The organism is Microcoleus sp. D3_18_C2 (assembly GCF_036702395.1).
Lineage (GTDB): Bacteria > Cyanobacteriota > Cyanobacteriia > Cyanobacteriales > Microcoleaceae > Microcoleus.
Map to the genome: position 1 here is coordinate 22,430 of NZ_JAUBTG010000014.1, position 13,703 is coordinate 36,132.

Here is a 13,703-nt window from a genome sequence, read left to right on the forward strand (position 1 = left end):
TGGTGAACCCGCCCCTACAGGAATCAGGCTAATCGACCGGACATGATATGAGAGGGAATTAAATTCCTGATTCAGGAATCATTTCGCCCATCGCTACAACAATTTTTCGCGAACCGATAAATGGATTGCGACTGTGAGCGGCAAGCATATTATCTAGCATTAAGATGTCTCCTGCTTGCCAGGGAAAACTAACAGCAGCTTGCGCGTACACTGCCTGAATTTCTTCCATTACTGAGTCTTCAATAGGAGTGCCGTCACCGTAATAAACATTGCGGGGGAGGTTCTCTTCTCCAAAAACAGAGAGCAAGGAAGCGCGGGTTGCCACATCTAAGCAGGAAATGTGGTGCAAGGGAAGTTGATTGAAAAATACCATCTCTTTGGTTTTTGGGTGCTTGGCAATTGCGGGGCGAATTTTGCTAGTTCTCAAATTATTTCCTGCTTTCCACTCAAATTCCATCCCAGCTTGTCGGCAGTATTCCTCAACCACAGATTTGTCTTCTGTTTGGAAAAAATCTTTCCAGCTTACATCCAGTCCGTCTGTGTAGTTACGAACGTACATAATTTGCTTTTGGGCAAATTTTTCTCTGAGTTTCGGGTCTAGCAACTGGTAAATTTTACGGCAGTCCACAATCGGCGTTTCTCCGCCTTGTTGCGCTGGCTGAACGCAGAAAAACCAGATTTTCATCGGCCAGCGGTGCAGGTGCGAACTCTCGCTGTGAAATAAGATAGCTTTATCTGCTGGGTAAGGAGTTGAACCGTAAACTTTTCCGCTAACTCCTTCGCGTGGCAAATCCCCGTACTCCCCAAATAATTCCGAACAAATTGAGAGTGCAAACTGCTCGAATGCGGAAACCACAGGGTTGATGAACCCTCGAAAAAGAATCCCTCCATGCTGTAGCAATTTTGCCTCTATAAATTCGCGGTTATTTTTCGCCCAGTCTGCGAGATCGACATCGGCTACTGCGGGTTTTGCCACTAAAGGAAAGAGTTCGTCGGGGTGCAGGTACTCGGTTTTTATCAATTCGCCTTGCGGCAATGCCACTGGCTTCGGCTTGACGCTTTTGAATTTACTAAAATTGCTTTTTTCACGCTTTAATTCTTGCATGGCTTGTTTCTGCTTCTGGGCTTCTGTGAGAATTTCTAAAGTGTTCAAACGACTGTCAGGCTGCGCCACAATGCTGCCGAGGAGGGTTTCAAAGCGATTTGACATTTGAGCGATCGTCTCTCTGTCAAATAGGTCGGAATTATACTTCCAACTGCCGACAATTCCTGTCTCTGTTTCCGACACAAATAGCGCCAAATCAAATTTAGCCGTGCCGCTATCAATTTCAACCGCGCTTAAAGTTAAACCCGCCATTTCTAAATTCGGCATAGGCGCATTTTGCATGACGAATAAAACTTGAAAGAGCGGTGTCTGACTCAGGCTGCGATCGGGACGCAGTTCTTCTACCAGTTTGTCGAAGGGCAAATCTTGGTGAGTGTAAGCTTTTAATGTCACCTCGCGGACTCGATCGAGCAGTTGGCGAAATGTAGGATTGCCGCGCATATCGGTTCGCAAGACGAGGATATTGACAAAGAAACCAATTAAAGCTTCTGTCTCAACTTGTGTGCGGTTTGCTAGGTCAGTACCGACGACAATATCTTCTTGATTTGTGTAGCGATAAAGCAGCGTTTGGAGTGCTGCCAACAATGTCATAAATAAGGTGACATTTTGTTGCCGACTGAGTGCGTTTAGCGCTTCTGAAACTTGCCAATCAAGCTGAAATTCTTGAATCTCAGCTCGATCGCTAGAAACAGCAGAACGCGGTTGTTTTGCTGGCAATTGCAGCGGGGGCAAATTTTGACCCAACTGCTGCTTCCAGTCAGCGAGTTTTGCTTCCAAAACTTCGCCTTGCAGCCAGTTTATTTGCCAAACAGCATAGTCTGCGTACTGTACAGAAAGTTCGGGTAGGGGAGAAGGTTTGCCACTGCAGAAAGCTTCATAAAGCGCCGCCACTTCCCGCACCAGTACCCCCATCGACCAGCCATCGGCTACGATGTGGTGTACTGTCACTAACAGCAGGTATTCTGTCTCGTCAAGATGTAACAATGTGACGCGCAGTAACGGCCATTTTGTGAGGTCAAAAGGCTGTCGCGCTTCTTCAGCGGCGAGTCGCATTGCCTCGGCTTCTCGTTCAGCTTGCGATAACTCTCTTAAGTTTACGATCGGCAATGTGAATTTAAAAGATGAAATAATAACCTGAGCGGGTCGTCCTTCCACGGAATTAAAAGTTGTCCGCAATGCTTCGTGTCGCTTGATAATCTCCTGAAAAGTTTGCTCTAGAACCGCTACATTGAGCGCCCCCTTCAAGCGCACGGCTGCTGGGATATTATAGGCAGGATTTCCCGGCTGCAATTGGTCGAGAAACCACAGTCGTTGTTGTGCAAAAGAAAGGGGTAATTCTCCCAGCCTTGACGCAGGCTTGATGGGGGGTGCTTTCAGTTTTTGATCGGCGCGATATTGCAAGAGGCTTTCGGTGACTGTTGCGACGGTAGGCGATTCAAAAAGAGAGCGCAAGGGTACTTCAATTTGAAAAGCTTCTCGCAGGCGAGAAATCGCCTGAGTAGCCAGCAATGAATGACCTCCCAATTCAAAGAAGTTATCGTGAATTCCCACTCGCTCTAAACCGAGAACTTCCGCCCAAATTTCTGCTATTAATTGCTCGTCGGGAGTTCGAGGCTCGGTAAAATTGCTCTCTAATTCGGCTGTGTTTGTGTCAGGTGCTCTTAGCGATCGCCGATCGATCTTTCCGTTAGGCGTTAAAGGAAGCGACTCCAATAAAACAAACGCTGAGGGAATCATGTACTGCGGCAATTTTTGTTTCAGGTAAGAGCGCAAATCATTAATAAGTTCTGAGTCTTGAGTTTTGAGTGCTGAGTTAGCAACGATATAAGCTACTAAACGCTTGTCGCCCGGATTGTCTTCTCGAACCAGTGCGATCGCTTCTCGCACGGCTGGGTATTGGCTGAGTACCGCTTCAATTTCGCCTAATTCGATGCGAAATCCGCGAACTTTCACCTGGTTGTCGCTGCGCCCCATAAATTCAATGTTTCCATCTGGGAGATAGCGAGCCAAGTCCCCGGTTTTATAGAGGCGTTCTGAAAGAATAAACGATGAAGAATTAAGGATGAATGAAGCATGAGTTGGGTCTTCTGCAAAGGGGTTAGGAATAAACTTCTCTGCGGTCAGTTCCGGTCGGTTTAGGTAGCCTCTAGATAAGCCGGCACCGCCGATGTGCAGTTCGCCAAAAACGCCAACGGGAACCGGCATTAAATAGCGGTCTAATATGAAAATTTGAGTGTTAGCGATCGGGCGACCGATGGAAACTGATTCATCTTTGCGATCGACCTGATAGAGAGTTGACCAGATCGTGGTTTCTGTAGGGCCGTATAAATTCCACACAGAAGCGCCGCGCAAAAGCAACTGATTGGCGAGATGTCGGGGTAAAGCTTCTCCCCCGCACAGTATTTTTAATTGATTGTTTCCCTGCCATCCTGCTGCTAAAAGCATTTTCCAACTGGCTGGAGTAGCTTGCATAATGCTTGCGCCAGAATTTGTTAATGTTTCTAAAAGCTTTTCGCCGTTAGATGCCACTTCTCGGCTGGCTACAACAACGCGAGAACCTGTTGTAATAGGCAGGAAGAGTTCCAGCGCTGCAATGTCAAAAGATAAGGATGTTACTGCTAACCAAACATCTCGGTCTGCGATCGCGAGTTGTTGGCGCATAGAACTCAAGAAGTTAACGGCAGAGGCGTGGGAAATTTGCACTCCTTTGGGTTTACCTGTTGAGCCTGAAGTATAGATGACATAGGCTAAATTGGAGGAATTTTGTAAACCCACGAGTGGCTCGTCGCAGCTCGATATGCCTTCCAAATCTGCGTCCAGAAACACGAGGGAGGCGCTATTTTTGGGCAGGGTTTCTAATAGCTTTTTCTGAGTGAGCAACACTGAAATTTTCGCGTCTTCCAGCATGAATCCCAGGCGCTCTGGTGGATACGCTGGATCGAGGGGAACATAAGCGCCACCGGCTTTGAGAATGCCGAGAAGCCCTACCATCATTTCTAGGGAACGCTCGACATAAATTCCCACCAGAACTTCTGGGTTGACACCAATTTTTTGCAAGTAACTGGCGAGGTTATTTGCTTTTTCGTTCAGTTCCCGGTAAGTCAGATGTTCATTTTCAAAGACGACTGCGATCGCATCCGGCGTCCGCTCTGTCTGCGCTTCAAATAGTTCATGTATGCACTTATCTTGCGGAAAATTCGATTGAGTATTGTTCCACTCGAACAGCAGTTGCTGCTGTTCAGGTTTCGTCAAGATTGGCAAATGTGAAATGCGCTGTTCGGGATTGGCAGCTATACTTTCTAGTAAGGTTAGAAAATGTCCGGCTATCCGTCGTGCAGTGCTAGCATCAAACAAATCTTGGCTATACTCAAGCGTTGCATTAATACCCTCTAATCCTTCCTCCAAGTCAAGCGCTAAATCAAATCTCGCCGTTTTCCGTTCTATTTCCAAACTGCTCAACGTCAATCCTGGCAATTTTATCTGCGGCGTCCGAACATTTCGCAGAGAAAACAACACCTGAAATAGGGGATTATGACTTAAATCTCGTTCGTGGTGTATAATTTCTACCAGTTTCTCGAAGGGCAAATCCTGGTGGTTATATGCGCCGAGAGCTACTTCTCGCACGCGGCCCAGTAAGTCTTTAAAAGTCGGGTTGCTCGACAGATTGGTGCGGAAAACTAAGGTGTTAGCAAATAAGCCAATTACTTCCTCGATTTCGCGTCGGTTGCGGTTAGCAATGGGGGAGCCGACTAAAATATCTTCTTGCCCGGTGTAGCGATAGATCAATGTTTTAAACGCTGCCAGTAGCGTCATAAATAAAGTCGCTTTTTCCCGCTGGCTTAATAGAGTCATTTCCTCTGCGATCGCCTTGGGAATGGTGAATTTATGCACCGCACCTCGGAAGGTTTGTACTGCCGATCGCGGGCGATCGGTTGGCAAATTTAGTACCGGGAGATTCCCTCCGAGCTGTTTTTTCCAGTAAGCAAGCTGCGTCTCTAAAACTTCTCCCTGCAACCACTGGCGCTGCCAACTTGCAAAGTCTGCGTACTGTACCGACAGTTCGGGAAGGGGAGAAGGTTTGCCAGTGCAAAAGGCTTGATAAAACGTGGCGAGTTCCTGGATGAATATTCCCATTGACCAGGCATCGAAAATGATGTGGTGCGTACTCAATAGCAGCACCCAGTTGGAATCGCTCAAGTGCAGCAATTTGGCACGCAATAAGGGTGCTTGTGAGAGATCGAAAGCAAGCTTTGCTTCTGCGGCGATTAACCGTTCAACTTCGCGCGATCGTTCAGTTTCAGGAAGCGATCGCAAATCTATTTCTAAAATTTGCAATTCCAGATTGGAAGCGATCGCCTGAACGGGTTGGCCGTTTATTGTCTTAAAAGCCGTTCGCAAAACTTCATGACGCTTGACAAGTTCGTTGAGACTGCGATCGAGAGATGTCGCGTCAAGTGTTCCCGTCAAACGCACGGCGGCGGGGATGTGATAGGTAAAGTTGCCGGGATTTAGTTGCTCAAAAAACCACAATCGCTGTTGAGCAAACGACAGAGGAAAAGTGTTAGACTCTCGACTTTGAGGCAGAATTTTTTCTAGCGAAACGCTTTCTTTTTTCTGGTTGAGTCGCTGCAACAGCAACTCGCGCTTTTGGGGAGAAAGAGCCGCGATGCGTTCGATTAAATCACTCATTTTCTGACAAGCGAATTTCAAAGGTGGTACAATGCCCCGGATTTATGCGTGGAATCAATCCCAAATCTCAAATCTCAAATCCTCAAGCCCCCGCATTTATCTCGCGCAAGTCAATCTAAAATCTAAAATCTAAAATCTAAAATCGATTGACTCCTTGTTGGGCGAGAATTTCCTGTATTTCGGTTTCTGACAGTTGATCCAGGTCTGCTAAAACTTGAGCTAGCATTTCACTGTCGCTTTGTTCGACTTGCTTTTGCGCGATCGCTACTGCAAAATCGGCGACAGTGGCCGACTCAAATAAACGGTGCAAAGGCAACTCGACCTGAAATGCTTGGCGCACTCTGGAAATTACTTGAGTTGCTAATAAGGAATGCCCTCCTAATTCAAAAAAGTTGTCGTAAATGCCGACTTTTTCAATTTTGAGAACTTCAGCCCAGATAGCGGCTAAAACTTCCTCGATATTTGTGCGAGGCGCGACAAAGTTTCCTATCAACTCCGGTCGCATTTCATCAGGTGCGGGCAGCGCTCGTCGGTCTACTTTTCCATTAGAAGTTAAAGGAAAACTTTTGAGTATCACAAAAGCAGAAGGCACCATGTACTCCGGCAATTTTGACGTTAAAAAATTGCGAATTTCCTTGTGGGTAGGTGCTTGTTTCTGATTAGAAACAAAATAAGCCACGAGACGCTTTTCACCAGGCGCATCTTCCCGCGCCACCACTACAGCCTGCGCGATATCTGGATGTTGCCCCAGCACCGCCTCAATTTCTCCCAATTCAATGCGGAAACCGCGAATTTTTACTTGGCCGTCAATTCGCCCGATAAATTCGATGTTTCCGTCTGGCAAATAGCGAGCCAAGTCGCCGGTTTTGTACAGTCGCGTCTTTGCTTGCGTGTCAAATGGATTGCGAATAAATTTTTCTGCGGTTAATTCAGGGCGGTTAAGATATCCGCGTCCCAAATTCTCACCGCCGATGTACAGTTCACCAGCTACGCCGATCGGCACTGGTTGCAAGTAAGAATCCAAGATATAAATCTGAGTGTTGGCAATCGGAAGACCGAGGGGAACTGTGTCAAAATCGCACCCAATTTTATCAAATTCGACTTGATAAGTCAGGACACCTACAGTTGTTTCTGTTGGCCCGTAGTGATTGAATACTGAGCAACTGGGAGCCAGATTGCGAAGTGTTTTAATTAAGCTCCAATTGGCCGATTCACCTCCTAAAATAAGCCGTTTACCAGGCAAAATTGACTGGGGTTGAGAGGAATTTAAAAGGGCGGCTAGGTGAGAGGGAACTATTTTGAGGCAGTCGATGGAATTGCGGCAGAAATATTCACCCAGTGCCTCTGGATCGGTGGCGCGTTGTTGGGAGATAATATGCAGGCAACCGCCGAAACAAAGGGCGGGGAAAATGGCTGTGTTTCCTAAGTCGGCGGCGAAGGTGGAAGCGGTAGCAAAACTGGCATCGGCTGGTAGGTTTAATTTTTCTTGAATGCTGTGCAGGTAATTGAGCAGTTGCCGGTGTTCGATCGCGACTCCTTTGGGGATGCCAGTGGAACCGGAAGTATAGATGACGTAAGCTAAATTGTCTGTAGAAACACGGGGCGTGTAAGATGCAGAAACAGTGGGAATATCTGTATCGATGCAAACAATATTTGCCTGAGTTTTCGGCAAGCTTTCGATGAGCCGCTGTTGTACGAGCAAAACCTTTACCTGAGCGTCTTCTAGCATTAGCGCTTTGCGCTCTATTGGGGTCGTTGGATCGATCGGTAAATAGGCGCCACCGGCTTTGAGTACGCCCAGCATTCCTACGATTGTTTCTAAGGAGCGATCGAGGCAAATGCCAACAACGACCTCTGGTTCAACTCCCAAGTTTTGCAGGTGATGGGCGAGTTGATTGGCGCGATCGTTGAGTTCTCGGTAGGTGATTTTTTCACTTTCAAAGACGACGGCAATGCTGTCTGGGTTGCGTTCTGCTTGTTCTTCAAAAAGCTGATGAACGCATTTATTTTTCGGGTAATCTTTTTGAGTTTGGTTAAAGTCAATGAGAAGTTGCAGCCGATCGCGATCGCTGAGTATGTCTAGCTGACTGATAGCGACTTCTGGATTTTTGACTGTGCTTTCTAAAAGCGCCTGAAAGTGTTCTGACAAGCGCTTTATATCTGCCGCAGCAAATAAAGCGGAATCATAGTGAAATTCAGCGCTTAGGGAATTGCACAGGCGAAGGCAGGAGAGCTTGATTTTGAATGGTTGTAGGCAGGCATCTTGCCGAATAAGGGAAAATGAAACGTCTGAGTTATCATCGTTGTTAGGCTCTGCTTGGAAGTCAAAGCAGACGGGCCAAAAGCTGCTGGTTTTTTCGTTTTCTAAGATTTCTTCCCTGCTAAAATATTCTTGCCAGTTGTACATCTCGTTGAGATTAAGCTCAACTTGCTGCCTCACTTGTGAGAAATTTAACTCGTCTTGCACTGGGCATCGTAGGGGTAAGTATTTGCACAGCAGCCCCAGAGAGTGTTCTAATTCTTCATATTTTCTGCCGTCAATCGCTACGCCGATTATCGGGTTTTGCTCTCTGGTAAGCCGCCAAATGAGAATTTGCCAGCAAGTCAGCAGGAAGGCAGAAATATCGCTTTTGTGCTTTGGGGCGATCGCTTCTAGGCTGTTCAACAAATCACCGCGAATTTCCACCCTTTCTACTTGTGGCTTAAATTCCGCTTCTCCATTCTTCTTTTCCCAAGGAAGTGTTAATAAATCCCAAGATTCAAGGTTCAGCTTTCGCCAGTATTCTTGGCCGATTGCCGTTTCTTCTGATTCGAGTAACTCATTTTGCCACTCAGCAATATCGGCATATTGCATTGACTCATCAGAGAACTCTTCCCCGCACGCGCAGGCTGAGTAGGAAAGACTGAGTTCGCGGGTGAAATTTTTCAGGGTGACGCTATCTGCAATTAAGGCAGAGAAGTTCACCAGCAATAGCTGCTTGTTTTGCGCCAGAGTGACTAAAGAGAGATGCCAAAGTGGGCCGCGCTCAAAATCAAAAGGAAGCAGGTTTAGTTGCTGAAAAAGCGCTGCGATTTTAGCTTCTTGTTCTTCGGGAGACAAACCGCTGAGATTGTGTTCCGAGATAGGAACTTCACCAGTGCTGGCGATCGCTTGCAGGGGTAGTGTCATCCCAGGCAAGCAGTGAAAGCTAGTCCGCAGGATTTCGTGCCGATTTACGACATTTTGCAGCGCCTTTTTAAGAATCTTTTTGTCGAGATTTCCGGTAATTAAAATTGCACCTCGAACGCGATAGATTTGTTTAGGATTATTTTGCTGTAACCCCCACAGATGCCGTTGCTGTGGAGAGAGTCTAAACCCTTCGATTGTTTCGTTTTGCATTTCTAAAGTTCCTTTAATAAGCCTAAATATCTTGACAGCTAAACGGTTCTGCCATACCGACAACAACCCGACGCGAACCAGAGAATGGCGTGCGTCCGTGCGCGGCTAGCATATTATCTAGCAGCAAGACATCTCCTTCTTCCCAAGGGAAAACAATCGTTTCTTGCTGATAGCAGCGACGAATTTCGTCTAATATAAAATCTTCAATGGGCGAGCCATCGCCGTAATAAGCATTGCGGGGTAAATCTTCCTCTTTAAAAGAAGTTAAAAGCTCTTTGCGAACGGCGGGTTCGAGATTGGAAATGTGGAAGAGGTGAGCTTGATTAAACCACACCATTTCCTGCGTGTGTGGGTGTTCAGCGACAGCTTGACATATTTGCCGAGTTCTCAAGCGATCGCCACTTTTCCATTCTAACTCAATTCCCGCTTTTTTGCAATACTCTTCTACCTCTATTTTGCTATCAGTATTGAAGACATTTTGCCAGGGTAAATCTACGCCACCGCCGTAATTTCGCACATACATAACCTTTTTTTGTACGAAGTCTTTTCTAATCTTTGAATCGAGGCGATTAAAGACTTTGCGGCTGTCTGCGATCGGAGTTTCTCCTCCCTGTTCGGCTTTCTTGACGCAGAAAAAAGCAATTTTCAGCGGCCAATTTCGAGAATAAGCCATTTCATTGTGCAGGGGGATGAATTGCTCGGCAGGATACTCGGTGGAAGTGTAAATATTTCCGCTCACTTGGCTACGCGGAGTCGAGCGAAAAGAATATTCCAACAAGTCGCCAGCAAGAGTTTGAATAAACTGCTCGAAACCATTCACCCCGCCGACTTCAAAGCCTCGAAAAAGTATTCCTCCATGCTGCCATAACTGCGTTTCAATTAATGAGCAATTGTTCGCAGCCCAACCCGCGAGATTTAATTTTTCTACTGTTGGCTGAACCACTAGAGGTAGAAAGTTTTCGGGCTGGAGGTAGGCGGTTTTGACTAATTCCTCTGAGGATAGGCTGACGGCTTTGCGCCTAACCGATCCTAACTTTTGGGAATTGAGATTCTTTGTTTCTGTATTTGTCATAATTTTTGCTTTGGTGAAAAATTTATCTCTTTTTCCCGAAAAAACCTGAGAGATTGATATCAAATCCGTTAGCATCGGAACTATTCATCTCTCTGTTCTCTTCCTCTGCGTTCTCTGCGTACTCTGCGGTTTAATCATTCTAATGCAACCGGAATTGATATGAGCCATCCTTTTCAACTCTTCATAACTTTGCGTTTAGCCATTTTTAATTTTTGAATTCCCGAAAGATGAATTTGTTTTTGCTGCTCGATTTGGTGCTGCCTTTCTGCTTCGGCAAGAATTTCTGCCAACTCGTCGATTCTGATATCTGGCTGAATGACTACCTGGTTGAGGAGGATTTGAAAACCTCTCACCATTCGGGCAATAGTCGCAGCCTCAAATAAGTCTGTTTTGTACTCAAATAAGCCTTGAATTCCTTCTGAATCCTCCCAGAGAGTGAGGCTTAAGTCGTGTCTCGACATACCGACATCGGATTCCAGAATGCTCAAGGTCAAACCAGCTAACTCCAAGGGTGGCATGGGTGCATTCTGGAGTACAAACCACACTTGAAACAGCGGGTTATAGCTGAGATTTCGCTCCGGCTGCAATTCCTCCACGAGCTTTTCAAAAGGAACATCCGGGTGAGCGTAAGCTGCTAACGCTACCTCGCGTGTTCGATCGAGTAGTTCGCGGAAAGTTGGATTACCTGCCGTGTCAATTCGCAGCACTAAAGTATTGACAAAAAATCCAATTAGTTCCTCTAATTCAAGGCGGTTGCGATTGGCAATAGGAGAGCCAATAGCGAGGTTATCTTGCTTTATTTGGCAGGATAGCAAGGATTGAAATGCTGCCAACAACGTCATAAATAGGGTGACATCTTGTTGCTGGTTGAGCGCTTTCAGTCTCTCAGTTAAAGAAGCATAAATCACAAAAGATTGCTGCGATCCTCGGAAAGTTTGCACGGGAGAGCGCTGCTTATCTGTTGACAGCACAGCTAAATCGCCTCCCAATTGCTGTTTCCAATAAGCGAGCTGTTTTTCTAATTTCTCTCCCTGGAAATGCTGCCGCTGCCAACTGGCGAAGTCGGCATACTGCACGGAAAGTTCAGGCAGCCCAGAGGGTTTGTCAGTGGAAAAAGCTTCATAAAGTGCGGCCACTTCTCGCACCAATACCCCCATAGACCAACCATCAGAAATAATGTGGTGTATCGTCAGCAGCAACACATATTCTGCCGAACTAAGTTGCAGCAAAGTGCCTCGCAGTAAGGGCGATCGCGTTAAGTCAAAGGGGCGTTGGGCTTCTTCTAAAGTACGCTGCTCAATTTCAGCTTGCTGCTCAGTTTCTGGTAAATGTCGCAAGTTTACTACCGACAAAGCGAAATCCAAGGAAGGAGAAATCAGTTGAACAGGTTCCCCGTCCATTTCTGCAAAAGCAGTTCGTAAAACTTCGTGACGCCTGACAATTTCATTGAGTGTTTGTTGCAGTGCCGACAAATTCAATTGCCCTTGCAACCGCACAGCAGCCGGAAGGTTGTAGGCAGGGTTTTCGGGAGACAATCGATCGAGAAACCACAGCCGTTGCTGGGCAAAAGAAAGGGGAGCAGAATTTGGCTGCGATCGCCTGGGAATACATTTAGATTGCTCAGCCTGTACTGCCTCTTTGCCCAATGCTTTGACGAGGAGCGCTCGCTTCTGGGGCGAGAGGTTTTTTAGTCGTTCTGAACGATTAGTAGACATCATAATTCACTTCCTCGCAGTGGTCGCTGTTTGTGATAGTTAAGGAAAGTTTTGCTGCTATTTTTAGCTGGTCATTTAAAACAAAATTGATATCTGCTTCAGTAGTAAGGGGGTTGGCAAGGACGACTCGAAAAGCAACAATGGGAATGGTTTTGCCATAACAGGTGTTTTGTAAGGTTGTTCGCGAGACGAAGGTGTGACCGGCTTGCCGCTGGGCCTCCTGAAGGCGCTCGTTAAATTCATTAATGAAGTGGTTGTCTGCTTCGGTTAGTTGTTTTTTGGCTGCTTTTTCCCTGAATGTTTCTGGAATGTAGCGGTATAAAAGAATATTAATTTCTGGTTCTAGCAGCAATTCAAAGGCTGGATTTTCCCGAAGTAAATTGGCTAAGTGCTGCGTTTTATGGATGCCTCCATCTATCAAAAACTCATAGCCTTGATGGCCGATGATATTCAAGGCGGCTTGCAAGAACAAACTCGCACCCGATCGAGAGCCTTCGAGAGAGCGCTTGCCTAGATCGATCGAGTCTTTTCGCACCGTGTAGGGTGCGTTTTTTTCAATAACTTTGGCGGTTTGGGGATTGCGGAATAAAACCATGCCGATTCCCATTGGCAAATACATTTGTTTGTGTCCATCTATGGTGACGGAATCTGCTAGTTGAATGCCTGCTAATTTGTGCCGGTGACGTTGGGAAAAAAGCACGGGGCCGCCCCACGCGGCATCGACGTGAAAGTGAGCGTTTGCGGATTGGGCGATCGCGGCTATTTCTGGTAGCGGATCGATACTTCCCGAATCGGTGCTGCCGGCGATACCGATAATTGCCAGAATGTGCAGGTTGCGATCGCGACATTCGGCCACAGTTTGGCGCAGCGCTGCCAAATCCATCCGGTGATTGGAATCGGTGGGGATTTTTAGGAGATTGCGATCGCCAATGCCTAATAAACCGGCAGCCTTTTCAAAAGAATAGTGCATCAAACTCGATCCGATTATCACCATTCCCTTGTAGCCGTAAAATTCTAAAGCTGCGTACAAGCCTTCTTTTTCAATGCCACCAAAGTCATTTTTTGGCCCTAAAGAAGCGTTGCGAGCGCACCACAGGGCGGTGATATTAGCTAGGGTGCCGCCCGTTACCATGATACCGAGCGTGCTATCATTTTTTTGAATGTGCTGATTATAAAAATCCTCAGAAAAATCGTAAATTAATCGGTGCATCATTGCCAAAGTCTGGCGCTCGCAGGGGCTTAAAACTTTGGCAGTTTCCATCTTGACTAAATTTTGATTCATCGCGGTTACAAGCTTCGCGATCGGGCGCACAAAATAGGGAAGTGCACTCGTCATGTGACCGATATATCGCGGGGAAGATGTGTGGATGGAATGAGCAACGAGGGTTTGGGTCAAATCATCGATATAATTCCCAACATCTGTAGGAAGGGCGGGAATTTTGTTTTCCCTAAACTGCTGAATAATTAACTCTAAGTCAATATCTGTACTAGCGGTTTTTGCGTACAAAAAGTCTTGAACTAGGGCAGAAATTCGCTCCTCCATTGCTTCTTCTGCCAAAAATGACTTTTCTGAGGCACTGAATAGCTCCATTAACTTTTCTTCAATTGGGATAACAGAGGCTTTTAATTGCTGCATTACCTCTTGAGACTTTGTGGCTTTTACTGTTAGTTTACTCATGCGAATTTATCCTGTTATATCAAATTCGTTAACATCGGAATTATTCATCTCTCTCTTCCCTTTCT

General features: G+C 46.4%; 5 protein-coding genes. All 5 read right to left on the bottom strand.

The window, feature by feature from the left end; all coding sequences use genetic code 11:
* Positions 1 to 58 precede the first annotated feature (58 nt).
* Complete coding sequence (locus QUA88_RS11550) at positions 59 to 5,794, bottom strand: amino acid adenylation domain-containing protein (protein WP_333271779.1); 5,736 nt, start codon at positions 5,792 to 5,794, stop codon at positions 59 to 61.
* Positions 5,795 to 5,930: 136 nt separating this feature from the next.
* Positions 5,931 to 9,173, bottom strand: a complete 3,243-nt coding sequence (locus tag QUA88_RS11555) for an amino acid adenylation domain-containing protein (protein WP_333271782.1) — start codon at positions 9,171 to 9,173, stop codon at positions 5,931 to 5,933.
* Between the two features lie 22 nt (positions 9,174 to 9,195).
* Positions 9,196 to 10,245: a TauD/TfdA family dioxygenase gene (locus QUA88_RS11560; RefSeq protein WP_333271785.1), complete on the bottom strand. Its 1,050-nt coding sequence runs from the start codon at positions 10,243 to 10,245 to the stop codon at positions 9,196 to 9,198.
* A gap of 173 nt (positions 10,246 to 10,418) precedes the next feature.
* Positions 10,419 to 11,963 carry a condensation domain-containing protein gene (locus QUA88_RS11565; protein ID WP_333231391.1) on the bottom strand — a complete coding sequence of 515 codons (1,545 nt, stop codon included), beginning with the start codon at positions 11,961 to 11,963 and terminating at the stop codon, positions 10,419 to 10,421.
* The gene (panP, locus tag QUA88_RS11570) at positions 11,950 to 13,638 is read right to left on the bottom strand and encodes a pyridoxal-dependent aspartate 1-decarboxylase PanP (RefSeq protein WP_333053470.1); all 1,689 of its coding nucleotides are present in this window, start codon (positions 13,636 to 13,638) and stop codon (positions 11,950 to 11,952) included. The genes QUA88_RS11565 and panP overlap by 14 nt, the downstream gene beginning before the upstream one ends.
* Between the last annotated feature and the right edge of the window lie 65 nt (positions 13,639 to 13,703).